Source organism: Achromobacter sp. Root170 (assembly GCF_001428165.1).
GTDB lineage: Bacteria > Pseudomonadota > Gammaproteobacteria > Burkholderiales > Burkholderiaceae_B > Achromobacter > Achromobacter mucicolens.
This window is the reverse complement of the sequence record NZ_LMHN01000012.1, coordinates 168,708-194,779: the sequence shown is the minus strand read 5'-3', so window position 1 is coordinate 194,779 and position 26,072 is coordinate 168,708. Positions and strand designations below refer to the sequence as shown.

Here is a 26,072-nt window from a genome sequence, read left to right as displayed (position 1 = left end):
ACCATGAACGCGGCGGTGATGCAACAAGGCAACCCCATCAAGATCGCCATCCTGGCCATGGGCGGCCAGGGCGGCGGCGTGCTGGCCGACTGGATCGTCGACATGGCCGAGCACGCGGGCTGGTGGGCGCAGACCACCTCGGTGCCGGGCGTGGCGCAGCGCACCGGCGCCACGATCTACTACCTGGAGCTGCTGCCCGAGGCCGACGTGCAGCGCGCGGGCCGCCAGCCGGCCCTGGCGCTGATGCCCACGCCGGGCGACGTGGACCTGGTGGTGGCCGCCGAATTGATGGAAGGCGGCCGCGCCATCCAGCGCGGTCTTGTGACGCCCGAACGCACGGTCCTGATCGCGTCGTCGCACCGCAGCTTTGCAGTCAGCGAAAAGTCCGCGCCCGGCAACGGGATCGCGGACCCGAACAAAGTGCTGGAAGCGGGACGCGCCGCCGCGCGCCGCTTCCTGTGTTTCGACCTGCAGGATCTGGCGGACCGTGCCGGCAGCGTCATCAGCGCCAGCCTTTTTGGGGCGGTGGCCGGCAGCGGCGCCCTGCCCTTTAGCCGCGACGACTTCGAGGCCACCGTGCGGCGCGCGGGCCTGGGCGTGGACGCGAGCCTGCGGGCGTTTGCGCTGGGCTTCGAGTCGGCCGACAAGGCGCCGGACGCGCCCGCCGCCATCGACCTCGCGCGTCCCGTTCCGCCTGTGCCCGAGCGCGCCGCCAGCCCGCGCGCGCAGGCCTTGCTGGACGCCATCCGGCGCGACTTTCCGGCCTGTGCGCAGCCCATGCTGACCGCGGGCGTGCGCCGCCAGATCGAATTCCAGGACCTGGCCTACGCCGAAGACTACCTGCGCCGCATGAAGGCGATCCGCGACCTGGACGCGCAGCACGGCGGCGACGCCCGCCAATGGGCGCTGACCTGTGCCGCCGCGCGCTACGTGGCCACGGCCATGGCGTACGACGACGTGATCCGCGTGGCGGACCTGAAGACGCGCGGCGCGCGCTTTGACCGCGTGCGTTCGGAAGTCGGCGCGCGCCCCGGCCAGCTCGTGGACACAACCGAATTCATGCACCCCCGGCTGGAAGAGATCTGCGGCACGCTGCCGGCGCGGCTGGGCCGCTGGCTGGAGGGCTCCAAGGCCTTCAGCGGCTTCGTGGGGCGCCGGCTCGGCAAGGGCCGCCGCCTGCGCAGCGGCACGCTGGGCGGATTCCTGATGCTGTACACGCTGGCCGGCATGCGGCGCTTCCGGCGCGGCACGCTGCGCCATCAGATCGAAGCCGAATCCCTGGAAACGTGGCTGGCGCTGGTGGCCCGGCTGGCGCCGCGCGACTACGCGCTGGCGGTCGAGACCGTCAACTGCCGCCGCCTGGTCAAGGGCTACAGCGATACCCATGTGCGCGGCGGCGGCAAGTACCGGCAGCTCATCGCGGCGGCGGACCAGCTGGCCGGCCGTCCCGACGCCGCCGACGCGCTGCGCGCGCTGCGCGACACGGCGCTTGCCAACGTGAAGTGCGAGCCCATGGAACGCCAGATTGCGGAAAAACTGGCCGCCTGAGGCCGCCAACAGAAAGAGACAGACATCGTGCAGACACTCAAACTGATCGTCCGGGAAGTCCGGCAGGAATCGCCGCTGATCCGCTCGTTCCGGCTGGCGCGCGAAGACGGCGGCGCGCTGCCCGCCTTCGGCCCCGGCGCGCACCTGAAGGTGACGATCCCCAGCCTGCGCGACCCGCGCTGCTATTCGCTGGTGCAATTGGCGCCCGAGGCGGGACGCTTTGCCGAACCCGCCGAGTACCGCCTGGGCGTGCGGCTGGAAGAAACCAGCCAGGGCGGATCGCGCCACATGCACGCGCTGGCGGAGGGCGACGTGCTGACCGTGGAAGGCCCGAAGAACGACTTTCCGCTGCACGAATCGCCTGCCGGCGACGAGCCGGTCATTCTGATTGCGGGCGGCATCGGCATCACGCCGATTGCGTCCATGGCCGCCGCGCTCAAGTCCGCCGGCCGCGCGTTCCATCTGCATTACTGCGGCCGCAGCAAGGATCAGCTTGCCTTCCTGCCCGAGCTGCAGGCGCTGGCGGGCGGCGACCTGACGGTGCACGCCGACGACGATCCCGCGAGCCGGTTCGACCTGCAGGCGCTGCTGGCATCGGCCACGCCGCGCCAGCACCTGTACGTCTGCGGACCCAAGGGGCTGATCGACGCCGTCATCCAGGGCGCGCACGCGCGCCACTGGCCCGACGCCCACATCCATTTCGAGCTTTTCGCGACGGCCGCGCCGCAGGCTGGCGACCAGGCCTTCGAGGTCGAACTGCGCCAATCCGGCCGCGTGCTGACGATTCCTGCCGACAAGACCATCGTCGAGGTCATGGAGGAAGAAGGCTGCGACCCGATGGTCGACTGCAAGCGCGGCGAATGCGGCGTGTGCCAGGCCACCGTGCTGGAAGGCGAGCCCGACCACCGCGACTATTACCTTTCCGACACCGAGAAGGCGAGCGGCAAGATCATCCAGATCTGCATCTCGCGCGCCAAGTCCGCGCGCCTGGTGCTGGACCTGTAGTCCCCGACAAGGAAGCGACCATGGGCAAATACCGCGACAATCCCGACGCCATCCGCGCGCTGCTCCGCGACACCGAGGTGCACAAGGACCTTTTCATCGACCAGGAACTGTTCGACCTGGAAATGGAGCGCCTGTACGCCAACACCTGGGTCTATGTCGGCCATGACAGCCAGGTGCCCAACCCGGGCGACTACATCACCACCACCGTCGGCGACCAGCCGGTGGTGATGATCCGCCACAGCGACAAAACCGTGCGCGTGCTGCACAACCGCTGCCCGCACAAGGGCACCATGGTCGCGGGCGAGGCCTGCGGCAACACAGGCAAGTTCTTTCGCTGCCCTTATCACGCCTGGACGTTCAAGACGGACGGCAGCCTGCTGTCGATCCCGCTGAAAAAAGGCTACGAGAACACCGGCCTGGAAAACTGCGAAGCCAGCCAGGGCATGGCGGCCGTGAAAGACGTGCGCAACCATCGCGGTTTCGTCTTCTGCCGCCTGAACCCCGAGGGCCAGTCGTTCGAGGAATTCTTCGGCGATTCGCTTTCGACGCTGGACAACATGGTCGACCGCTCGCCCGAAGGCCGCCTTGAGGTCGCCGGCGGCGTGCTGCGCTACATGCACCGCTGCAACTGGAAGATGCTGGTCGACAACCAGACCGACACCTGCCATCCGATGGTCGCGCACGAATCCTCGGCGGGCACGGCGGTCAAGGTCTGGGAACAGGCGCCCGAAGGCACGCCCAAGCCGATGGCGGTCGAGCTGTTCGCGCCGTTCATCTCGCCCTACGAGTTCTTCGAGAACATGGGCATCCGCGTCTGGGAAAACGGACACGGGCACACCGGCGTTTCCGACTCCATCCACGCCTCGTATTCGGGCATCCCGGGCTATTGGGATTCGATGGTGCAGGCCTACGGCGAAGACCGCGCCAAGGCGATCCTGGGCGACGTGCGCCACAACACGGTGTACTTCCCCAACATCATGGTCAAGGGGCCGATCCAGACGCTGCGGATCTTCAAGCCGATCGCCGCCGACCGCACGCTGGTGGAGTCCTGGACGTTCCGCCTGGTGGGCGCGCCGGACCTGCTGCTTGAACGCACGCTCATGTACAACCGGCTCATCAACGCGCCGACGTCCGTGGTGGGCCACGACGACCTGGAAATGTACGAACGCGCCCAGGACGGCCTGCACTCGCGCGCACGCGACTGGGTCAACGTGGGACGGCTCTACGCGCCCGGCGAAGCGGACCAGAAGAACGTCGTCACCAATGGCACCAACGAATGGCAGATGCGCAACCAGTACCGCGCATGGGGCCGCTACATGACCGGATCGGAGTCGGTATGAGCGCAAGCGACCGCGAGTTGATCGATTTTGTCTATGCCGAGGCGCGCATGCTGGACGAGCTGCGCTTCGAGGAATGGCTGAACCTGTACACGGACGACGGCTATTACTGGATGCCGCTGGCGCACGGCCAGACCGATGCCAAGCTGCACGCCTCGCTGATGTACGAGGACAAGCTGCTGCTGCGCGTGCGCGTCGAGCGGCTGGCGGGCCAGCGCACGTTCTCGCAGCAGCCCAAGAGCCGCTGCCATCACCTGCTGCAGGCGCCCACGGTCGAACATGACCATCCCGAATCGGCGCCTGCCGAAGGGCGGCACGTGGTGCGCACCGCCTTCCATTACGTCGAAACGCGGCAGGACACGCAGACCCTCTTTGCGGGCTGGGCCACGCATCACCTGGTGGAACAGGACGGCGCGCTGCGCATCCGCCTGAAACGCGTGGACCTCGTCAACTGCGACGCGGCCTTCGGCAACATCCAACTGTTCATGTAGGAGCGGACCGTGACCGCCACCGTCCACCAGGCCTTTGCCGACACCGCATCCCGCCACGGCGGCCAGCCGTTCCTGTGCATCCTGCCCGAAACGGCGGATGCCTATGGGATCGAGGCCGGCGAACTGACCTACGGCAAGGCGGCCGACGCCATCGAGACGCTGCGCGCCGCGTATGAGAGGGCTGGCTATGGCCACGGCCACCGCGCTGGCCTGCTGCTGGAAAACCGGCCCGCGTTCTTCCTGCACTGGTTTGCCCTGAATGCGCTGGGCGTGTCCGTCGTGCCGATCAATCCGGATCTGCGCGCCGCCGAACTGGAGTATCTGGCCGGCCATTCCGAGATCGCGCTGGCGGTCGCGCTGCCGGGACGCCACGCGGACCTGCTGGCGGCAGCGGACCGGGCGGGCCGGGAACTGCGCGTGATGGGCCCGGACGACGCGCCGCCCGCCGCGCCCTTCCCCGCGCCCCAGCAAGGCACGCCGCCTTCCGAACTGACCGAGTGCGCGCTGCTCTACACGTCCGGCACCACCGGCCGGCCCAAGGGCTGCATCCTGCCCAACCGCTATTTCCTGCATGCGGGCGGCTGGTACGCCCGCATCGGCGGCCTGGCCGCGCTGCGGCCCGGCCAGGAACGCATGCTGACGCCGCTGCCGCTGGTGCACATGAACGCCATGGCCTATTCCGCGATGGCGATGGTGCTGACGGGCGGCTGCCTGATCCCGCTGGACCGCTTTCATCCGCGCTCATGGTGGGACAGCGTGCGCGAATCGCGCGCCACCGTGCTGCACTACCTGGGCGTCATGCCCGCCATCCTGATGAAGGCCGAGCCTTCCCCGCGGGACCTGCAGCCGGCCATCCGCTTCGGCTTCGGCGCGGGCGTGGACCGCAAGCTGCATGCGCCCTTCGAGGCGCGCTTCGGCTTTCCGCTGCTGGAGGCCTGGGCCATGACCGAGACCGGCGCGGGCGCCGTCATCATCGCCAACCAGGAACCGCGCCACGTCGGCACCAGCAGCTTCGGCAGCGAGGAAGCTGACGTCGAGGTGCGCATCGTGACCGACGCGGGCGAACCGGCCGCCATCGGCGAACCGGGCGAACTGCTGGTGCGCCATGCCGGAGAGGATCCGCGCTATGGCTTTTTTGCCGGCTACCTGAAGGACGAGGCCGCTACCCGCGAAGCCTGGGAGGGCGGCTGGTTCCACACCGGCGACATCGTGCGCCGCGAGGCCGACGGCGCCCTGCGCTTTGTCGACCGCAAAAAGAACGTCATCCGCCGCAGCGGCGAGAACATCTCGGCTGTGGAAGTGGAAAGCGTGCTGATGCAGCATCCGCTGGTGAAGGCCGTGGCGGTGGCCGCCGTGCCGGACGCCGTGCGCGGCGACGAGGTGTTGGCCTGCGTCGTGCCGGAAACGCTGCCCGACGGCGCGGACGCGATGGCCGAGGCCGCGCGCAGCATCGTGCAATGGTCGCTGTCGCAGTTGGCGTATTACAAGGCGCCCGGGTATGTCGCGTTCGTGGACAGCCTGCCGCTCACCACCACCAACAAGATCCAGCGCGGCGAGATGAAGGCCCTGGCGCCCACCCTGCCGGGCACGGCGCGCTGCGTGGACACGTGCCACATGAAGAAGCGCCCGGCCGAGGGGACTCGCCCATGACCCGCCTGGGCTACGACGGCGTCGTGGCGGCCCTGCCCGTCACCATTCCCTATGAACGCTATTCCACGCACGCCGCGCACTGGTGGCTGGGACGCGCGCTGGGCGCGCTGATCCGGCAATCCGGGCTGGCCAAGACCGACGTCGACGGCCTGTGCGTGTCCAGCTTCACGCTGGCGCCGGACACGGCGGTCGGCCTGGTCCAGCATCTGGGCATGACGCCGCGCTGGCTCGATCACATTCCGATGGGCGGGGCGAGCGGCGTGGCCGCGCTGCGCCGCGCCGCGCGCGCCGTGCAGGCGGGCGATGCCGACATCGTGGCCTGCCTGGCCGGCGACACCAACCACGTGGACTCGTTTCGCAACACGGTCAGCCAGTTCTCGCGCTTTGCGCAGGACGCCGTCTATCCGTATGGCGCCGGCGGCCCGAATGCGAGCTTTGCGCTGCTGACCGCCAACTACATGCGCCAGACCGGCGCCACGCGCGAGGACTTCGGCAAAGTCTGTGTGGCGCAACGCGACAACGCCCTGCGCTATCCGCACGCGCTGATGAAAAAGCCGCTGACGCTCGCCCAATACCTGGACGCGCGCGTGATCACCGAACCGATCCACCTGTTCGACTGCGTCATGCCGTGCGCGGGCGCCGACGCGTTTCTGGTCATGCGCGAGGACCGGGCACGCGCGCTGAACCTGCCTTATGCGCGCATCCTGTCCACCATCGAGCGCCACAACGCATGGATCGACGATCCCATCCAGACCCGGGGCGGCTGGACGCTGGACATCGATGAACTGTATGGGCAGGCCAATGCCGGCCCCGCGGACATGGACTTCCTGCAGGCCTATGACGACTATCCCGTCATCAACCTGATGCAGATGGAAGACCTGGGGTTCTGCGAGAAAGGCGCCGCGCCGCAGTTCGTGCGGGACCACACCTTCACCGTGGACGGCAGCTTTCCGTTCAACACCAACGGCGGCCAGCTGTCGGTGGGCCAGGCCGGCGCGGCCGGCGGCTACCTGGGCATGGTCGAGGCGCTGCGCCAGTTGACGGGCACGGCCGGCGGCACGCAGGTGCGCGAGGCGCGCATGGGGCTGGTCAGCGGCTTTGGCATGATCAATTACGACCGCGGGCTGTGCACCGCCGCGGCCATCCTGGCAAGGAGCGACGCATGACCGAGCCGCTGGCCAAGCCGCCTCGCAAGAACCCCGTCGCCCGGACGCGGCAGCCCACGCTGCCGCCCGGCTCGCGCAGCCGCGCCGCGCTGGGCCTGACCGCCGCCGCCGCCGAGGGGCGTTTCGATCTGCAGACCTGCGCGGAATGCGGCACGGTGCAGTACCCGCCGCGCGAGGTGTGCGGCCATTGCCTTTCCGAGCACCTGCCCTGGCGGCCCGCCGACCCGAACGGCGTGCTGCTCGTCAGCACGACGTTGCATCACAGCAACGACCTGTACTTCCGCGAACGCCTGCCGTGGCGCGTGGGCACGGTGCGGATGGACGCCGGTCCCTCCGTGGTGGCGCACGTCCACCAGGACTGCGCCGACGGCGCGCGCGTGCGCCTGGCCCTGAAGCTGGACCGCAGCGGCCAGGCCGTGATGATCGCCCTGCCCGAAAGGAATACGCCGAACATGGAAGACGACAAGACACTGCGCGAGACCTCGTGCGATCCGAAGTTCCGCCGCGCACTGGTCACCGACGGCAAGTCGGCCGTGGGCCAGGCCGTGGCGCGCGCGCTGCTCGATGCGGGCAGCCCGCTGGTCTTCCTGGGCGACCCGCAGGCGTGGCGGCGCGATGCCGCGTTCGACGCCCTGGCGGCGGACCCGCGCGTGCAGGCCGTAACGCTGGACGTGACCGACACCGATTCCGTGGAGCGCGTGGCCGCGTCCATCGGCGGCAAGGTCGAGATCCTGGTCAACACGGCCGACCTGGAGCGCGAGGGCGGGCTGCTGAGCCGCAAGGACGTGAACACCGCGCGCGACGCCATGGACGTCAATGTGCTGGGGCTGATGCGGCTGGCGCAGAGCTTCGGCCCCGCGCTGTGCGGCCGCGCCGCCGACGGCGTGAACAGCGCCGCCGCGTGGGTCAACGTGCTGTCGATCTACGCGCACATGAACCTGCCGGCGCGCGGCATGTGGTCGGCATCCAAGGCCGCCGCGCTGTCGCTCGCGCAATGCCTGCGCGCGGAAATGCGCGGCGCGGGCGTGCGGGTGGTGAACGTGTTTCCCGGCCCCGTCGACCACGAATGGGAACAACGCACCCCGCCCCCGCGTGTTGCGCCAGCGGCCATCGCCGCCGCCATCGTGCGCGCGCTGAAGGATGGCATCGAAGACGTGTACGTGGGCGACGTGGCGCAGGAATTCCGGGCGCGACTGGCTGAGAACCCGAAGGGACTGGAACGGGAGCTGGGCGCGGGCGGCTGACCGCTGGATCACGCGGTGTCAGACACCTACGCAGCAAAAGAACCCGGTGTCTGACACCCTGGGGAGACAGCCGGCAGCTTGGCACGGCGTCTCAAAGGGTGTCTGACACCTACGAAGCAAAGGGTGTCCGACACCCGCAGGAACCAACAGGAGAGCGCATCGTGAGTCAACCTATCCTTGCCCAGTTCATGACCGAGCTGGTCTCCGGGCGCATCCGCCTGGTGGACCTGACCGAAACGCTGACGCCGGAGTTTCCGACCATCGTGCTGCCGCCGGAATTCGGGCAGGCCTGGCCATTCCGGATCGAGGAAATCTCGCGCTACGACGAGCGCGGTCCGGCCTGGTACTGGAACAACTTCTCGTGCTCCGAACACACCGGCACGCACTTCGATGCGCCCGCGCACTGGGTCACGGGCAAGGACCAGCCGGACAACACGGTGGACACGATTCCCATCGACGCCTTCATCGCCAGCGCCTGCGTGATCGACTGTTCCGCCCAGGCGGCCGGCAACCCGGACTTCCTCTTGACGATCGACTTCGTCAAGAAATGGGAAGAACAGCACGGCCGCATCCCCGCGCGGTCCTGGGTGCTGATGCGCACCGACTGGTCCAAGCGCGCCAAGCCCGCCGACTACCTGAACATGCAGGCGGACGGCGCGCATTCTCCCGGCCCCGACGCCGACGTCGTGCCCTGGCTCATCAAGGAGCGCGACGTGCATGGGTTCGGCACCGAATCGGTGGGCACGGACGCCGGGCAAGCCCAGCATCTGGATCCGCCCTATCCCTGCCACTACTACATGCACGGCAACAACCGCTACGGCTTGCAGTGCCTGACCAACCTGGACCAGTTGCCGGCCACCGGTGCGGTGATCTTCTCGGCGCCGCTCAAGATCCGCAGCGGCTCGGGCAGCCCGCTGCGCGTGCTGGCGCTGGCGCCCACGGCCTGACGCCGTCCCGCCCACACCAATAATCAAAGGGGGAAACCATGACGCAAACCCATGTGGCCATCGTGACCGGCGGCAGCGCCGGCATCGGCGCGGAAATCTGCCGCAGCATGCTCGACGCGGGCTACGAGGTGATCTCGATGGCGCGCCGCGCAGCGGATTTCTCGCATCCGCGGCTGCACAACGTGCAGGTGGACCTGCTGGACGCCGCCGCCACCGCGCAGGCGGGCGCCGACGTCGCCGCGAAGTTTCCGGTCAGCCACGTTATCCACAACGCCGGCGTGATCTGGCCGAATCTGCTGCCGCAAGTCACGCAGGAAGAACTGCATGGCTTGACGCAGATCCACCTGGGCGCGGCGATCAGCCTGGTCCAGGCGGCCCTGCCCGGCATGCAGGAACGAAAGTTCGGCCGCATCGTGATGATGTCCTCGCGCGGCGCGCTGGGCCTGCCCACGCGCACCGCCTACTCGGCCACCAAGGCCGGCATGATCGGCATGGCGCGCACCTGGTCGCTGGAACTGGCGCCTTACGGCATCACGGTCAACGTGGTGGCGCCCGGCCCCATCCAGACCGACATGTTCTACGAGGTGATCGAAGCCGGCAGCGAACGTGAACGGCAGCTTGCCGAGGGCATCCCGGTCAAGCGGCTGGGCCGTTCGGACGACGTGGCGCGCGCCGTCATGTTCTTTGCCGATCCGGCCAACAGCTTCGTGACCGGCCAGACGCTGTTCGTCTGCGGCGGCGCAAGCGTCAGCTCCATCACCATCTGACCGTCGCTTCGGGTTTTGACGGATAGGTAAGCACCGGGACCCGGGTCTACAGTGCTGATCCTTGAAGGTAAGAAACTTTAAGCAACAAGTATTCCCGCAGTTCCCGTTTTCTCCGCTTTCCAGCCGCACTCCCACTCTGCTCCCTACCCCGGAGGTTTTGCCATGCTGTCGAAGAAACTCCCCCTGGCCGCCGCCGCTGCCGTCGCCGCCCTGTTCGCCCTGCCCGCCCTGGCCCAAGTCAAGGTCGGCGTGGTCACCTCGTCCACCGGCCCCACCGCGCTGGTCGGGATTCCGCAAAAGAACACGGTGCCGCTACTGCCCAAGAAGATCGGCGACCTGACCGTGGAATACATCTCGCTGGATGACGCCAGCGACTCGACCAACTCGGTCACGGCCTTCAAGAAACTGATCACGGAGCAGAACGTGGACGCGCTGATCGGCCCGTCGGGTTCGCCCAACGCCATGGGCGTGATCCAGTTCGCCGCCGAGGCCGGCGTGCCGATGCTGGCGCCGGTGGGCACCGCCGCGGTGGTGCTGCCGATGAACGACCAGAAGAAGTGGGTGTTCAAGACCACGCAGAACGACGACATCATCGCGCGCGCGCTGGTGGACCACATGGCCAAGACCGGCATCAAGACCGTCGGCTTCATCGGCCTGAACGACCCGTACGGCGAGAACTGGTACAAGGTTTTCTCGGGACTGGCCGCGGAAAAGGGCATCAAGATCACCGCCAACGAACGCTACCTGCGCTTTGACAGCTCGGTCACGGGCCAGGCGCTGAAGATCCTGTCGGCCAAGCCGGACGCCGTGCTGGTGGCCGCGCCGGGCGCCGCCAGCGTGCTGCCGCAGACGACGCTGTTCGATCAGGGCTACAAGGGCAAGTTCTACCAGACCCACGGCGCCGCGCTGCCCGACTTCCTGAAGCTGGGCGGCAAGAAAGTCGAAGGCACCGTGCTGGCCGCCAGCCTGATGCTGGTGCTGCCCGAAATGCCGGACAGCAATCCGTCCAAGAAGGTCGCCGCCGACTACATCGCCGCCTACGAAAAGCTCAACGGCTCCAAGCCCGCCACCTTCGGCGCCAACGTCTACGACGCTGGTCTGCTGCTGGAGAAGGCCGTGCCGATCGCCGAGAAGGCCGGCAAGCCGGGCACCAAGGAGTTCCGCAGCGCGCTGCGCGATGCGCTGGAGCAGACCAAGGAGCTGGTCGGCACGCAAGGCGTCTACAACATGAGCGCGGCAGACCACAGCGGCTTTGACGAACGCGGCCGCGAGCTCATCACCGTCAAAGACGGCAACTGGACGCTAGTCAAGTAAAAGGATCTCCCCCCACGCTCACATGCGCTGCGGGCGTCGCCAGAAAGCAGGCTCTGCGCGTCCCATCGGGATGCCGCGGATCCGGGCTCCGCCGGTCCGCAGGCATGCCCCCTGGGGGGAAGCGCGCAGCGCTTCGGGGGGGACATCCGCTTATTGGAATTTTGTATGAATGCTCAGATTGCCTTGATACTCGGGCAGGACGGCATCACCAATGGCGCCATCTACGCGCTCTTGGCGTTGTCCATCCTGCTCGTCTTCACCGTCACCCGCGTCCTGTTCATCCCGCAGGGCGAGTTCGTCGCCTTCGGCGCGCTCACCATGGCCGCCATGCAGGCCGGCAAGCCCATCCTGCTGGTGTGGCTGCTGCTCGCGTTCGCGCTGGCCGAGACCGCCGCCGACCTGATGGCGCGCCGCAAACGGCCCGCCCGGCGCGGCGCCCATTGGCGCATGGCGGCCAAGGTGATCTATCCGCTAGCGCTTGCGCTGCTGCTGTACCGCCTGCCGCTGGCGCAGTTGCCGATGGCCGTTCAGGCGCTTCTGACGTTGCTGCTGCTGGTGCCGATGGGACCGCAGCTCTATCGCCTGTTCTATCAGCCGATCGCGTCGGCCTCGACGCTGGTGCTGCTGATCGTGTCCATCGCGGTCCACCTGGCGCTCGTCGGCCTGGGGCTGCTGGCCTTCGGCGCGGAAGGCGCGCGCACGGCGCCCTTCAGCGACGCCAGCCTGACACTGGGTCCGGTCAACGTGAACAGCCAGGCGCTGTGGGTCGTAGCGGTGTCGGTGGTGCTGATCGTCGTGCTGTACCAGTTCTTTGAACGCTCGATGTACGGCAAGGCGCTGCGCGCTGCGGCGTTCAACCGGATCGGCGCGCGCCTGATGGGCATCTCGCCCGTGTTCGCGGGCAAGGCCACGTTCTTTCTGGCGGCGCTGATCGGCACCGTGTCCGGCATTCTCATCGCGCCGATCACGACCATGTATTTCGATTCGGGCTTCATGGTCAGCCTGAAGGGCTTCGTCGGCGCCATCATCGGCGGGCTGGTGAGCTACCCGCTGGCCGCGGCGGGCGCGGTGCTGGTCGGCCTGATCGAAGCGTTCTCGTCGTTCTGGGCCAGCGCCTACAAGGAGATCATCGTGTTCACGCTGATCATCCCCGTGCTGCTCTGGCGTTCACTCAACAGCCATCACGTCGAGGAAGAAGACGAATGACCCCGCGCCACATCCTCCTCGCCTTCCTGGCTCTGCTGGCGCTCGGCCCCCTGGTGCTGCCGCCTTTCTACGTGACGCTGCTGAACTACATCGGCCTGTATGCGCTGGTGGCCCTGGGCCTGGTGCTGCTGACCGGCGTCGGCGGCCTGACCAGCTTCGGGCAGGCCGCCTTCGTGGGCGTGGGCGCCTACACGACGGCGCTCTTGACCACCCGCGCGGACACGCTGCCGTCGTGGCTGGGCTGGCTGGGCGCGTCGCCCTGGCTCACGCTGCTGGCCGGCCTGGCGCTGACGCTGGCGCTTGCGTACCTGCTGGGCGCCATCACGCTGAAGCTGTCCGGCCACTTCCTGCCGCTGGGCACCATCGCCTGGGGCCTGTCGCTGTATTTCGTGTTCGGTTCCGTCGAAGGTCTGGGCGGCCACACCGGCATCCCCGACATTCCGGCCATCAGCCTGTTCGGCTGGACGCTCAACCAGGGCGGCAACATCTACTACCTGATCTGGGCCTTCCTGCTGGTCGCCATCTGGTCCACGCAGAACCTCCTGGACTCGCGCGAAGGCCGCGCGATCCGCGCGCTCAAGGGCGGACGCGTGATGGCCGAATCGATGGGCGTGGACACGGCGCGCTCGCGCATGGTGATCTTCGTCATCGCGGCCTTGCAGGCCTGCGCGTCGGGCTGGCTGTACGCGCACATGCAGCGCTTCGTGAACCCCAATCCCTTCGGCCTGCAGATGGGCATCGAGTACCTGTTCATGACCGTCATCGGCGGCGCCGGGCAGGTGTGGGGCGCGCTGGTGGGCGCGGGCGTCTTCACGGTGCTCAAGCAATGGCTGCAGGACCTCTTGCCCAAGGTATTGGGCCAGACCGGCAACTTCGAAGTGATCGTCTTCGGCTTCGGCATGGTGCTGCTGCTGCACCGCGCCCGCAGCGGCCTGTGGCCCGTGCTGACGCGCTGGGTGCCGGTCAAGCGCAAGCCGCGCACGGTCGACATGACCGCCGAGCCGCTGCCCCGCCGCACCATGCCGCCGCGCGGCGAGGTGGTGCTCAAAGCCGTGGACGTGACCCGCAAGTTCGGCGGCCTGGTCGCCAACAACGCCATGAACCTGGAGATCCGCGCGGGCGAAGTGCTGGCGCTGATCGGCCCCAACGGCGCGGGCAAAAGCACGATGTTCAACCAGATATCCGGCGTGGACACGCCGACCTCGGGACAGGTCACGCTGCTGGGCCAGCCGGTGGCCGGCGTGGGCGCGCGCAAGATCGCGCGCCTGGGACTGTCGCGCACCTTCCAGCATGTGCGGCTGCTGGGCCGCATGAGCGTGCTGGAAAACGTGGCCATCGGCGCGCACCTGCGCGGGCATCGCGGCGTGTTGCCGGCTGCCTGGCGGCTGGACCGTCCGGAAGAAGCCCGCCTGCTGGCCGAGGCCGCGCGCCAGGTCGAGCGCGTGGGACTGGGCAAGCATCTGCACGACGAGGCCGGCTCGCTGGCGTTGGGTCAGCAGCGCATCCTGGAAATCGCGCGCGCCCTGGCGTCGGACCCGTGCATCCTGTTGCTGGACGAACCTGCGGCGGGCCTGCGCTACCAGGAGAAATGCGAGCTGGCCGAATTGCTGAAACGCCTGCGCGCCGAGGGCATGGCCATCCTGCTCGTCGAACATGACATGGATTTCGTGATGGGCCTGGTGGATCGCGTGGTGGTCATGGACTTTGGCGAGAAGATCGCCGAAGGCCTGCCGGCCGAGATCCAGCAGAATCCCGCAGTGCTTGAAGCCTATCTGGGCGGAGTGGAAGAATGAGCGCGAAACTGCTGCAAGTGCGCGACCTGCGCGTGGCCTACGACAAGGTGGAAGCGGTCTCGGGCGTCAGCCTGGAAGTGGGCGAAGGCCAGATCGTCACCGTCATCGGTCCCAACGGCGCGGGCAAGACCACGCTGCTGTCGGCCATCATGGGCGTGCTGCCGTCGCACGGCGGCATCGTCTTTGGCGGCAAGACGCAAGCGCACGCCGAGATCGAGGAAATGGTCGCCGCCGGCATGAACCTGGTGCCGGAAAAGCGCGAGCTCTTTGCCGAGATGACGGTCGAGGACAACCTGATGCTGGGCGCTTTCGACCGCTACCGCCGCGGCCTGCGCGACCAGGACCAGACGCTGGCCGAGGTCTATGACCTGTTTCCCCGGCTGCGCGAACGGCGGGTCCAACTGGCCGGCACGCTGTCCGGCGGCGAGCGCCAGATGCTGGCGGTGGGCCGCGCGCTGATGGCCAAACCCCGCCTGTTGATGCTGGACGAACCCAGCCTGGGGCTTGCGCCGCGCATCGTGCGCGAGGTCTTTCGCATCGTGGCGCGGCTGCGCGAGATGGGCGTGTCCATCCTGCTGATCGAACAGAACGCGCGTGCCGCGCTGCAAGTGGCCGATTACGCCTACGTGCTGGAAACCGGCGCCGTCACGCTGGAAGGCCCCGCGGCCGACGTGGCGCAGGATCCGCGCGTGGTGGAGGTCTATCTGGGATTAGGCCACGCCGCGCCGCCGGTCGCGGCGGTATAGCGCGTAGCCCAGCGGGTACATGACGGCCACGAGGAACGTCGCGACCGGATGGGTAAGGCGGTAAGCCTGGACGGCCGTGGGCACGCCTGAATGTTTCAGGTGCAGCCTGAAGCGCGTGTAGCGCGCCGCGGCCATCATGAATTCCCGCGGACGGTAGCGGAAGAATTCCAGGTGATGCTGCAGCATGTCCCAGGCCAGCAGATACAGACCCTGGGCGTTGTTCGCCACCGATACCGCCCCCTGGCTCAGCCCGCCGGGCGTGTCGTGATACGTGCGCACGACGCGGTTGATGAAGCGGCTTAAATAGCCGGCGCGGGCGACGGCCCACCACACCAGGCTTTCGGGCACGAAGCCCGCCACGTCCTCGGGAAACGGATACTTGCGCAGGATGTCGGTGCGCATACAGCCGAATTTCTCGCCCTTGATGCGATAGCGGAAATACACGTCCACCGCCGTGCTGTCGAAGACATCCTGCGGATAGCGGTCGCCCACGATGCTGCCGTCGGGCCGCGCGCACAGGCCGGTGATGGCGAAGTACGAGTCGCGGCGCGCGGGCGGAATGGCGTTCCAGGCTTCATGGAAGATGGCCAGCGCGTCGGGGGGCATCTCGTCGTCGCTGTCCAGGCCAACGATCATCTGGCCGCGCGCCTCGCGCACGCCACGGTTGAAGGCGGTCTTCTTGTGCTGGTTGTTCTGCCAGACATAGCGGATCGGAAAATCCGCCAGCGACTGCCAGTGCAGGATGGACTCGTGCGTGTTGTCGGTGGAGCCATCGTCCACGACGACCCATTCGAAATCCCGGAAGGTCTGCCGGCAGAGCGATTCGTAGACGCGGTGCAGGGTCCCTGCCCGGTTGTAGGTCGGCGTCAGAACAGTGAAAAAAATCGGTGTATCGGTCATGCCTGCTGTGCCCCTTGCGATCTTCCAGAAACCGCTGCGGTCTTGGTTCTTATGATTTCGCCTGAAGTGTAGGGGATATGCCTGCGCCAACCGATGGCACGTCTTTGGAATTTGCAATCAAATCTGACAAACCGTGCGGTTTTTTTTGAGACCGCGCCCGGCCGCGGCCGTTGGCGCGCGCAGCGGACTGGCGTAAACTCGGGCGGCCCAATTCGGAACGCCTATGGAAGCCTCGCCCGTCCAGCTCAATGACATCGCCTTGTTCGTCGAGGTGGCCAAGCGCAAGAGCTTCAGCCAGGCGGCGCGCGCGCTGGACATGCCCACCTCCACGCTTTCCCGCCGGATCAACGAACTGGAGCGCGCGATTGGCCTGCGGCTCATCAACCGCAACACGCGCCGGCTCGATCTGACGGATGCGGGCGCGGCCTACATGCGCCGTTGCCAAGGCCTCATCGACGAAGCCCGCCTGGCGCACGAGCAGCTGCTCTCGCTGTCGGGCGGCCCGTCGGGCAATCTGCGCGTGTCCATGCCCTATAGCCTGGCCATCTGGCTGCTGCCCGAGACCATCAGCGATTTCACCGATCGCTATCCCGACGTGGAGTGCGAGTTCGACCTGAGCATGATGACGGCATCGGACGCGCAGGGCACGCCATTCGACGTGGTGCTGCGGTTTGGCCGCGAGGCCGACTACCCGGGCGCCTCCGCCGGGAACGGCAATGGCAACGGCACGCCGCATCGCGCCATCGAAGGCGCCGTGGTGCAGGAGCTGGTTTCGCTGGAAACACACCTGTATGCGTCCGACCGCTATATAGAACGTCATGGCACGCCACAGACGCCGGCCGACCTGTCGCAGCATCAATGCCTGCGCACGACGATCGACGAGGAGCACTCGTACTGGACGTTGAACAACGGCGCGATCTCGCAGCGCGTCGCGGTCACCGGTCACCTGGCCGCCAACAACATGAGCATCGCCGGCACGCTGGCCGGCCTGGACCTGGCCATCACGCGGATGCCGCACTGCCATGCCCTGGAGCCCATCATCCAGCGCAATTCGCTGCGGCGGGTGCTGCCCGGCTGGTCGGTGGATCCGATCTCCATCTACGTGGTGTACCCGTCCAGCATTCAGCCGGCCAAGACCCGCGCATTCATGGATTTCATCCGCCCCAAGCTCGGCCCCCCTCAGGGCTGACGCGCCGCGCAGACGAAAAAAAACCGCAAGGCTCGCGCCCTGCGGTTTTTTTTTGATCAGGCGCAGCAGGTCTTGACGACCGCCGAGCCAGACGCGTCATTTAGACGCGCTTGATCTTTTCCAGCATCTTGAACACACCCTTGGGCGACTTGACGAACAAGCGCTTGAAAGCCTTGCCCAGGCAACGGCGTTCCAGGGTGTTACGACGCACGCGTTTGCGTTCAGCCATGTTGATTTCTCCTGTTGAATTCGCGGAAATTGGCCCGCACAACCGGAAATCGGGCTGGCGGAAAAAAATTCGGATAACTTGGCATTTTAGCCTGAAATCCGGAAAGGACGCCAACCGGCCGGTTTTTGGCTACGTTGAGGCGTCTTTCAGCCGTTCCCAGACCTGCTCGGCCCGTGGCAGCGGATCGACCGCGCCATAGCCCAGGGTGGACAGCGCTGCCGCCGCGTTGGCGTAGCGCACGGCGTCTTCCCAGGCGTCGCCCTGGCAACGGCGCGCCAGCAGGCTGCCGGCAAAGCAATCCCCGGCGCCCGTCGCGTCGACGGCCTGCACGCGCAGCGCCGGCATCGGGGTGCGGGTGTGGCCGTCGTCGATGATGGAGCCGTCCTTGCCCAGCTTGAGCACCACCACGCCCGGCGCGCCGCCGTCGCGGATCCAGTCCAGCGTGCGCTCCGGGTCGTCGTTGCCGGTGAGATGCTGCATGTCGTCCATGCTGGGCAGAAACACGTCCGCGGCGCGCATCGCCTCGCGCAGGATGGCGCGGGCCCGGTCCACGGGCCACAGGCGCAGCCGCAGGTTGGAATCCAGGCTGACCTGCACGCCGGCGGCATGGGCCCGCGCGATGGCCGCAAACGCCGTGTCGCAGGCCGTGGTGCTGATGGCCATGCTGATGCCCGAGACGTGCAGGAACCGGGCGCGTTCGATCAGGCCGGCATCCAGGCTGGCGGGCGTCATCAGGCTGGCGGCCGAACCGCGCCGCAGATAGCTGAAGGCGTGGCCGTCCGGCCCGTGCTGCACGAAGTACAGGCCAGTGTGGGCATCGTCGTCGACCTCGACGGCGGTGGTGTCCACGCCCTCGGCCTGCCACAGGTCCAGGAACTGCTTGCCGAAGGCGTCATTGCCGACCCGGGTCAGATACGCGCAGCGCGCACCCTGCCGGGCCGCCGCGATGACCGCGTTGGAGGTGTCGCCCCCGAACCCCTGCAGGTATTGCCGCTGGCCCTTGTGCGTCTGGTTCAGTTCGACCAGCGGCTCACCCAGTGCCACGATATCGAAATCAGCCATGGGCGGCCTCGCGTGTCTGGGTGATCTGCGCCACCAGCGCGGCGGTGTCGCGCGACGCGAAGGCGGCCTTGTCGTAGAGATTGCTGCCGATGCCCACGAGCCCCGCGCCCGCGGCGAAGTACGTGCCCATGTTTTCCTGCGTGATGCCGCCCGTGGGGCAGAAGATCGTGTCCGGAAACACCGACTTCAGCGCGGCCAGGTGCTTGGGGCCGCCTGTGTCGGCCGGAAACACCTTCACCACGTCCACGCCCGCGCGGCGCGCCGCCAGGACTTCGGTCGGGGTGAAGGCGCCCAGCATGCACAGCGCGTCGGCGGCGTGGGCCATGTCCACGATCTCGTGCGCCAGGGCGGGCGACACCAGGAAGTCCGCGCCCGCCACCAGCGCCTCGCGCGCCTGGGCCTCGTCCAGTACCGTCCCCACGCCGAGCAGCAGGCTGGCGCCGTGCTTGTCCCGCAGGGCGCGCACCAGGTCGGTGACGTTGGGAATGGTCCAGGTCAGTTCCAGCGTGGTGCAGCCGGCCGAGACCGCGACTTCCGCGGCATAGGCGGCAGCCGCCGCGTCGGTGTAGCGCAGCACGGGCACGACGCGGGCAGCCAGCAGGGCGGCGAGCTTGGAGGCGATGGGAGCAGCGGTTGCGGTCATGGATTTCCTCTGGAGCGAACGGTCAGATGCCGCCGGACGATACCGGCAGGACGGCGAGTTTGGCCGCGGCCGCGTCGCGCAGCCGCAGCAAGGGGTCGATGTAGGCGGACTGCGGGTCGGCCGCCCGGCGGAACAGCAGCGTGCTGACGCTGACGCCCGCAACCGGCCGTCCCGCCCCGTCGCACAGCGCGACGCCGTAGCAGACGATGCCGGGTTCGTTTTCCTCGTTGTCGATAGCGTAGCCCTGCTCGGCCGCCGCGCCCAGCGCCTCGCGCAACGCGGGCAGGCTGGTCAGCGTGGCGGGCAGCCGCGACGGGAGGGGCAGATCCTGCAGCAGGCGTTCCCGCGAGGCCTCATCCAGCGCGGCCAGGTAGGCCTTGCCGACGGCGCTGGAGTGCAGCGCCACCGACGCGCCCACGCGCGACACCATGCGCACGGGGCCGGGGCTTTCCAGCTTGTCGATGTAGATCATTTCGTGGCCGGCGGGAACCGCCAGATGGACCGTCTCGCCGGTCTGGTCGCGCAGCGCCTGGAGTTCCGGCGCCAGCGCGGCGCGCAGGTCGAACTGGGACCAGGCCTTGCTGGCCAGCGACATCAGGCGCGTGCCCAGGCGATAGGCGCCCCCGCTTTCCGCGACCATCCCCTGCTCGGCAAGCGCCGCCAGGATGCGGTAGACGGTGGGGCGGGGATAGCCGCAGGTGCGGGCCAGCACGGGGGCCGTCGGCGGCTGCGGCGCATCGGCCACCGCTTGCAGCACCGCCATGAATTTTCCGAACGCCGCCGCGCCGGCCACCTTGGATTCCTGCACACACGTCCCCAAATAAAGGCGATAGCCCAGGCAGATGCGCAACGCGACCAGCGCGATTTTCAGACGAATCTGCGATACTGTTTATTTGTACAGCTACCGAGGTGCTGGTTGTCCACATTATGGACTGGCGCCTCACAATATAGTCAATTATTCCATATCGACGCGCCCGGAACCAGCGATGGGTCGCCGCGCCGGCATGCTCCCTTCGTCAGGCTACGATACCGTCCATGAGCTCCCATATCCGCATCGTTGGCGCCCGCCAGAACAATCTCAAGAACCTGGATCTGACCATCGCCACCGGCGAACTGGTCGTCGTCACCGGGGTGTCGGGGTCCGGCAAAAGTTCGCTGGCTTTCGACACCCTGTACGCGGAGGGGCAGCGGCGTTACGTGGAAACCTTCTCGCCCTATGCGCGCCAGTTCCTGGACCGCATGGACAAGCCGCAGGTGGACCGCATCGAGGGCATTCTGCCGGCCATCGCCATCGACCAGACCAATCCGGTGCGCAGCTCGCGCAGCACGGTCGGCACGATGACCGAACTGAACGATCATCTGAAGCTCTTGTTCGCGCGCGGCGCCAAGCTCTATTGCCGCGGTTGCGGTAAGCTGGTGCGGCGCGACACGCCCGAATCCGTCTATCACTCGCTGGCCGAACGCGCCGCGCAGGCGGGCGACCCGCGCCTGGTCGTGACGTTCCCGATCGCCGTGCCGGCCAACTTCACCGAAGACGAAGTGCGCGGCTTCCTTGAGCAGCAGGGTTACACCCGCGTGCACGCCGAGGAAACCGCCGTGCCGCGCGCCGCCGCCCCCGCCAAGGGCGCCAAGAAGGCCAAGACCACGAAGACCGCCAAGGCCGCCCCCGAGGAACGCCGCATCCTGCACGTCATCCAGGATCGCTTCCGCTTCGCCGGCACCGAACGCGAACGCATCATGGAAGCGCTGGACACGGCGCTGCGCATGGGCGCCGGCCACATCGCCGTCTACGTCATGGATGCCGACGGCGGCAACGCGCATATCTGGAAGTACAGCGACCGGCTGCACTGCGCCGACTGCGACATCGAATACACCGACCCGCTGCCCAGCAGCTTCTCGTTCAACTCGCCGCTGGGCGCCTGCGAGGCCTGCCGCGGCTTTGGCCGCGTCATCGGCATCGACTTCGGCCTGGTCATCCCCGACGAGAAAAAAACCCTGCTCGAAGGCGCCATCAAGCCGTGGACCACGCCGTCCTACAAGGAATGCCAGGACGACCTGCAAAAGTACGCGCCGCGCGCGGGCGTGCCGCTGGGCGTGCCCTGGAAGGACATGAGCGACGAGCACAAGCGCTGGGTCCTGTACGGCACCCCTGACTGGAAGGGCGGCAACGACGCCTGGAAGCATCAGTGGTACGGCGTGCAGCGCTTCTTCGACTGGCTGGAAACCAAGGCCTACAAGATGCACGTGCGCGTGCTGCTGTCCAAGTACCGCAGCTACACGCCCTGCCCCACCTGCAACGGCGCGCGCCTGAAGCCCGATGCCCTGCTCTGGCGCCTGGGCAACAAGGAGGAAGCCGACGCCGTGCTGCCGCCGGAAGACGGCCGCTACAAGCGCTTCATGCCCGTCGGCACCACCTGGAGCCGCGAACAGCTCAACGGTCTGGACGGGCTGTGCCTGCACGACGTGATGCTGCTGCCGATCGAACGCGTTCGTAAATTCTTCGACACGCTGTCGTTCTCGGGCGCGCTGGACGCCGCCACCGACCTGCTCATGACCGAGGTGCGCGCGCGCCTGAAGTTCCTGTGCGACGTGGGGCTGGGCTATCTGACGCTGGACCGTCAGAGCCGCACGCTGTCCGGCGGCGAGGTCCAACGGATCAACCTGACCACGGCGCTGGGCACCTCGCTGGTGAACACGCTGTTCGTGCTGGACGAGCCCTCCATCGGCCTGCACCCGCGCGACATGCACCGCGTGGTGGAAGTCATGCACCGCCTGCGCAACGCCGGCAACACGCTGGTCGTCGTGGAACACGATCCGCAGGTCATGGTGGCCGCGGACCGCATCATCGACATCGGCCCCGGCCCCGGCGAACGCGGCGGCCGCATCGTCTTCGACGGCACGCCCGCGCAACTGCGCGCCGCGCCCTCGCTGACGGGCGACTACCTGGGCGGCCGCCTTCGCGTCGAAGCGCCGCGCCCCATGCCGGTGGCGGCCAACACACCGCGCCTGCTGCTCGAAGGCGTCAATGCGCACAACCTGAAGAACGTGTCGGTCGAGCTGCCGCTGGGCCGCCTGGTCTGCGTGACCGGCGTGTCCGGCTCGGGCAAGTCCACGCTGGTGCAGGACGTGCTCTACCCCGCCCTGCTCAAGCAGAAGGGCAAGCCGTCGGAAGCGCCGGGTGCATTCGACCGCCTGCTGGGCGCCGAGCAGATTGCCGACGTCGTGATGGTGGACCAGACGCCCATCGGCAAGACCGCGCGCTCCAATCCGGCCAGCTACGTCGGCGCGTTCGACGCCATCCGCAAGCTGTTTGCCCAGGCCCCGCTGGCGCGCGAGCGCGCCTACACGGCGGGCACATTCAGCTTCAACGGCGGCGACGGCCGCTGCCCGACCTGCGGCGGTACCGGGTTCGAACACGTCGAAATGCAGTTCCTGTCCGACGTCTACCTGCGCTGCCCGGATTGCGACGGCAAGCGCTTCCGTCCCGAAGTCCTGGAAGTGCGCGTCGAGCACCTGGGCAAGAGCGCGTCCATCGACGAAGTGCTGGAAATGACCGTCAGCGAGGCGCTGGACTTCTTCAAGGGCCTGCGCGACGTGCAGACCGGTCTGGCGCCGCTGGCCGACGTGGGCCTGGAATACGTGCGGCTGGGCCAGCCCGTGCCGACCCTGTCGGGCGGCGAGGCGCAGCGCCTGAAGCTGGCCGGCCACCTGGCCGAGGCGGCGCGCAGCGGCATCTCCACCGCGAAGGTCGCCAAGAAGGGCAGCCTGTTCCTGTTCGACGAGCCCACCACCGGCCTGCACTTTGACGACGTGGCGCGCCTGATGCGCGCGTTCCGCAAGCTGCTGGCCGCGGGCCATACGCTGCTCGTCATCGAACACAACCTGGACGTGATCCGCGCGGCCGACTGGCTGATCGACCTGGGACCGGAAGGCGGCGACGCCGGCGGCCTGGTCATGGGCACCGGCACGCCGCAAGATCTGATGGACAACCCCAAGTCGCACACGGGCGCCGCCCTGCGCGACTACGAGGTCAGCATCCTGCCGGCCGACGCCGTCGCCGGCGGCGCGGCCGACGTGGTGGTCAGCAGCGACGCCGACGCGCAGATAGCCGAGCAGGCGGGCCTGACCGCGCGCATCGCCGAGCCGCAGGCCGAATACGGCGCGGGCGTGGGCACGCCGCTGCAATCCTTGGTGCGCGAACGCCGCCAGGGCAGCATGGCCATCGAGATCCGCAACGCGCGCGAACACAACCTGAAGAACATCAGCGTCGAGATCCCGCACGACAAGTTCACGGTCATCACGGGCGTGTCCGGATCGGGCAAGTCCACGCTGGCGTTCGACATCCTGTTCAACGAAGGCCAGCGGCGCTATCTGGAATCCCTGAACGCCTACGCGCGCGCCATCGTGCAGCCGGCGGGCAAGCCGGACGTGGACGCCATCTTCGGCATCCCGCCCACCGTGGCGATCGAACAGCGCACCAGCCGCGGCGGCCGCAAGTCCACCGTGGCCACGATGACGGAAATCCACCACTTCCTGCGCCTTCTCTACGTGAAACTGGGCACGCAGTACTGCCCGGACTGCAACGTCGCGGTCGAGCCGCAGAACACCGACCAGATCGTGGCGCGCCTCTTGCGCGAGCACAAGGGCGTACACATCGGCCTCCTGGCCCCGCTGGTCACCGCGCGCAAGGGTTACTACACGGATCTTGCCAAGTGGGCCGGCTCAAAGGGCCATTCCCATCTGCGCGTGGACGGCGAGTTCATTCCCGTGGCCCCGTGGCCGCGCCTGGACCGCTACAAGGAACACACGATCGAACTGCCGGTGGCGGACGTGGTCGTGGACCCGGCCAACGAGGCCGAGCTGCGCGCGGCCGTCAAGAGCGCGCTGGAAAACGGCCAGGGCGTGATGTCGGTGGTGTGGCCGGTCAACAAGCTGCACGAGGCGCTGAACAGCGAACTGCAACAGCAGCACTTCTCGGTCAAGCGCGCGTGCCCGTCCTGCGGCACCAGCTTCCCCGAACCCGATCCGCGCCTTTTCTCGTACAACTCCAAGCACGGCTGGTGCACGGGCTGCTACGGCACGGGCCTGCAACTGCAGGGCTTTGACGAAGAGCAGACCGGCGAGGAAACCGCCTGGAACGCGTGGTACGAAGGCGAGGCCAAGACCTGCACGCAGTGCGACGGCCAGCGGCTGAACCGCGTGGCGCGCGCCGTGCGCTGGCGCGACAAGTCGATTGCCGAACTGGCCTCGCTGCCGGTGTCGGACGCGCACACCTTTTTCACCGGCCTGGTGGCGCGTGGCCGCGAAGGCGAGATCGCCCGGGACATCCTGGCCGAGATCCGGGGCCGCCTGAACTTCATGCAGGAAGTCGGCCTGAACTACCTGGCGCTGGACCGCGCCGCGCCCACGCTGTCCGGCGGCGAGGCGCAGCGCATCCGGCTGGCCGCGCAGCTGGGCTCCAACCTGCAGGGCGTCTGCTACGTGCTGGACGAACCCACCATCGGCCTGCATCCGCGCGACAACCGCATCCTGCTGGACGCGCTGGCGCGCCTGGAAGGCAACGGCAACACGCTGGTGGTGGTCGAGCACGATGACGACACCATCCGCCGCGCCTCACACGTCATCGACATCGGGCCGGGCGCGGGCATCCGCGGCGGCCGCGTGGTGGCGCAAGGCACGGTGCAGGACGTGATCGACGCGCCCGAATCCGTGACGGGCCGCTACCTGAAGACGCCGCTGGCGCATCCGCTGCAGGGCCGCCGTCCGGTCGAGGCCGACACGCCCATGATCGAGATCCGTGGCGCGCGCCTGCACAACCTGCGCAGCGTGGACGCGCGCATTCCGGTGGGCCGCCTGAGCGTGGTGACCGGCGTGTCCGGCTCGGGCAAGTCCACGCTGGCGCGCGAGGTCCTGCTGGACAACCTGACCCAGGCCGTCTCGCAGGGCAAGGCCCCCGGCTGGGCGGGCTGCGAAAGCATCAAGGGCTGGGAAGCCATCGACCGCGTGCTGGAAGTGGACCAGACGCCCATCGGCAAGACGCCGCGTTCGTGCCCGGCCACCTACGTGGGCTTCTGGGACGACGTGCGCAAGCAGTTCGCCGACACCCGCGAGGCCCGCATGCGCGGCTGGACGGCGGCGCGCTTCTCGTTCAATACCGGCGACGGCCGCTGCCCGATCTGCGAAGGCCAGGGCATGCGGACCATCGAAATGAACTTCCTGCCCGACGTGAAGGTGCCGTGCGACGCCTGCAACGGCGCGCGCTTCAACAACGACACGCTCAGCGTGCAGATGCGCGGCAAGAACGCCGGCGATCTGCTGTCCATGGAAGTGGACGACGCCATCGGCTACTTCGCGGCGCATCCCAAGATCCATCGTCCGTTGCAACTGATGCAGGACGTGGGGCTGGGCTACCTGACGCTCGGCCAGCCGTCGCCGACGCTGTCGGGCGGCGAGGCGCAGCGCATCAAGCTGGTGACCGAGCTGTCCAAGGCCCGCCTGACCGATGGGCTGATCAAGACCGGCCGCGCCTCGCGCATCCCGCACACGCTGTACGTGCTGGACGAGCCGACGGTCGGCCTGTCGATGGCGGACGTAGAAAAGCTCATCCACGTGCTGCACCGCCTGGTCGAGGCGGGCAACACGGTGGTGGTGATCGAACACAACCTGGACGTGATCGCCGAGGCCGACTGGCTGCTGGACCTGGGTCCCGAGGGCGGCACGGGCGGCGGCCAGCTGGTGGGCGAAGGCTCGCCCGAGCACGTGATGACGCTGGCCGACCATTCCCATACGGGCCGCGTCCTGACGGAGTTCCTTGCGCAACAACAGCCGTAAGCCA

20 protein-coding genes are annotated in these 26,072 nt (G+C 67.9%); 15 read left to right on the top strand and 5 right to left on the bottom strand.

Annotated features, from left to right (window positions below):
* The first annotated feature begins 3 nt into the window (after positions 1-3).
* From ASD87_RS11085 to ASD87_RS11025, 13 genes are all read left to right on the top strand, one after another.
* Entirely contained in the window at positions 4-1,548 is a 1,545-nt protein-coding gene (locus tag ASD87_RS11085; RefSeq protein ID WP_056321116.1) for an indolepyruvate oxidoreductase subunit beta family protein, read from the top strand.
* A gap of 27 nt (positions 1,549-1,575) precedes the next feature.
* Positions 1,576-2,553 (top strand): PDR/VanB family oxidoreductase, encoded by a 978-nt coding sequence (locus ASD87_RS11080; protein ID WP_056321115.1) that lies wholly within the window; start codon positions 1,576-1,578, stop codon positions 2,551-2,553.
* Positions 2,554-2,573: 20 nt separating this feature from the next.
* Positions 2,574-3,893 (top strand): aromatic ring-hydroxylating dioxygenase subunit alpha, encoded by a 1,320-nt coding sequence (locus tag ASD87_RS11075; RefSeq protein WP_056321112.1) that lies wholly within the window; start codon positions 2,574-2,576, stop codon positions 3,891-3,893.
* Complete coding sequence (locus tag ASD87_RS11070) at positions 3,890-4,381, top strand: aromatic-ring-hydroxylating dioxygenase subunit beta (RefSeq protein ID WP_056321109.1); 492 nt, start codon at positions 3,890-3,892, stop codon at positions 4,379-4,381. Before ASD87_RS11075 ends, ASD87_RS11070 begins: the two co-directional genes overlap by 4 nt.
* Positions 4,382-4,390: 9 nt before the next feature.
* A complete protein-coding gene (locus tag ASD87_RS11065; RefSeq protein ID WP_056321106.1) occupies positions 4,391-6,031 on the top strand; it encodes an AMP-binding protein in 1,641 nt (546 codons plus the stop codon).
* Positions 6,028-7,197, top strand: a complete 1,170-nt coding sequence (locus ASD87_RS11060) for a thiolase family protein (protein WP_056321104.1) — start codon at positions 6,028-6,030, stop codon at positions 7,195-7,197. The genes ASD87_RS11065 and ASD87_RS11060 overlap by 4 nt, the downstream gene beginning before the upstream one ends.
* Positions 7,194-8,441 (top strand): SDR family NAD(P)-dependent oxidoreductase, encoded by a 1,248-nt coding sequence (locus ASD87_RS11055; protein WP_056321101.1) that lies wholly within the window; start codon positions 7,194-7,196, stop codon positions 8,439-8,441. Before ASD87_RS11060 ends, ASD87_RS11055 begins: the two co-directional genes overlap by 4 nt.
* Before the next feature lie 161 nt (positions 8,442-8,602).
* Positions 8,603-9,388, top strand: a complete 786-nt coding sequence (locus ASD87_RS11050) for a cyclase family protein (RefSeq protein WP_056321098.1) — start codon at positions 8,603-8,605, stop codon at positions 9,386-9,388.
* A 38-nt stretch (positions 9,389-9,426) separates the two neighbouring features.
* A complete protein-coding gene (locus ASD87_RS11045) occupies positions 9,427-10,155 on the top strand; it encodes an SDR family NAD(P)-dependent oxidoreductase (protein WP_056321097.1) in 729 nt (242 codons plus the stop codon).
* A gap of 162 nt (positions 10,156-10,317) precedes the next feature.
* Positions 10,318-11,469, top strand: a complete 1,152-nt coding sequence (locus tag ASD87_RS11040; RefSeq protein ID WP_056321094.1) for an ABC transporter substrate-binding protein — start codon at positions 10,318-10,320, stop codon at positions 11,467-11,469.
* 165 nt (positions 11,470-11,634) lie between these two features.
* Positions 11,635-12,675: a branched-chain amino acid ABC transporter permease gene (locus tag ASD87_RS11035; protein ID WP_056321092.1), complete on the top strand. Its 1,041-nt coding sequence runs from the start codon at positions 11,635-11,637 to the stop codon at positions 12,673-12,675.
* On the top strand, positions 12,672-14,468 hold the full coding sequence (locus ASD87_RS11030; protein ID WP_056321089.1) for an ATP-binding cassette domain-containing protein: 1,797 nt from the start codon (positions 12,672-12,674) through the stop codon (positions 14,466-14,468). Before ASD87_RS11035 ends, ASD87_RS11030 begins: the two co-directional genes overlap by 4 nt.
* Positions 14,465-15,214: an ABC transporter ATP-binding protein gene (locus ASD87_RS11025; protein WP_056321087.1), complete on the top strand. Its 750-nt coding sequence runs from the start codon at positions 14,465-14,467 to the stop codon at positions 15,212-15,214. Before ASD87_RS11030 ends, ASD87_RS11025 begins: the two co-directional genes overlap by 4 nt.
* Here the strand turns inward: ASD87_RS11025 and ASD87_RS11020 are convergent.
* A complete protein-coding gene (locus ASD87_RS11020) occupies positions 15,179-16,114 on the bottom strand; it encodes a glycosyltransferase family A protein (protein ID WP_056321085.1) in 936 nt (311 codons plus the stop codon). The genes ASD87_RS11025 and ASD87_RS11020 overlap by 36 nt on opposite strands.
* A gap of 223 nt (positions 16,115-16,337) precedes the next feature.
* Between ASD87_RS11020 and ASD87_RS11015 the strand changes: the two genes are divergently transcribed.
* The gene (locus ASD87_RS11015; protein WP_056321082.1) at positions 16,338-17,303 is read left to right on the top strand and encodes a LysR family transcriptional regulator; all 966 of its coding nucleotides are present in this window, start codon (positions 16,338-16,340) and stop codon (positions 17,301-17,303) included.
* A gap of 100 nt (positions 17,304-17,403) precedes the next feature.
* On the opposite strand, the gene ASD87_RS27495 is transcribed toward ASD87_RS11015, so the two are convergent.
* The 4 genes from ASD87_RS27495 to ASD87_RS11000 all read right to left on the bottom strand — a co-directional run bounded on the left by ASD87_RS27495 (position 17,404) and on the right by ASD87_RS11000 (position 20,045).
* Positions 17,404-17,532 carry a hypothetical protein gene (locus ASD87_RS27495; RefSeq protein WP_006226408.1) on the bottom strand — a complete coding sequence of 43 codons (129 nt, stop codon included), beginning with the start codon at positions 17,530-17,532 and terminating at the stop codon, positions 17,404-17,406.
* 129 nt (positions 17,533-17,661) lie between these two features.
* The gene (locus ASD87_RS11010) at positions 17,662-18,594 is read right to left on the bottom strand and encodes a sugar kinase (protein ID WP_056321080.1); all 933 of its coding nucleotides are present in this window, start codon (positions 18,592-18,594) and stop codon (positions 17,662-17,664) included.
* A complete protein-coding gene (locus tag ASD87_RS11005; RefSeq protein ID WP_056321077.1) occupies positions 18,587-19,237 on the bottom strand; it encodes a bifunctional 4-hydroxy-2-oxoglutarate aldolase/2-dehydro-3-deoxy-phosphogluconate aldolase in 651 nt (216 codons plus the stop codon). Before ASD87_RS11005 ends, ASD87_RS11010 begins: the two co-directional genes overlap by 8 nt.
* A 22-nt stretch (positions 19,238-19,259) precedes the next feature.
* Complete coding sequence (locus tag ASD87_RS11000; protein ID WP_056322686.1) at positions 19,260-20,045, bottom strand: IclR family transcriptional regulator; 786 nt, start codon at positions 20,043-20,045, stop codon at positions 19,260-19,262.
* Positions 20,046-20,272: 227 nt separating this feature from the next.
* On the opposite strand from ASD87_RS11000, the gene uvrA reads away from it, so the two are divergent.
* On the top strand, positions 20,273-26,068 hold the full coding sequence (gene uvrA, locus ASD87_RS10995; RefSeq protein WP_056321074.1) for an excinuclease ABC subunit UvrA: 5,796 nt from the start codon (positions 20,273-20,275) through the stop codon (positions 26,066-26,068).
* The last annotated feature ends 4 nt before the right edge of the window (positions 26,069-26,072 follow it).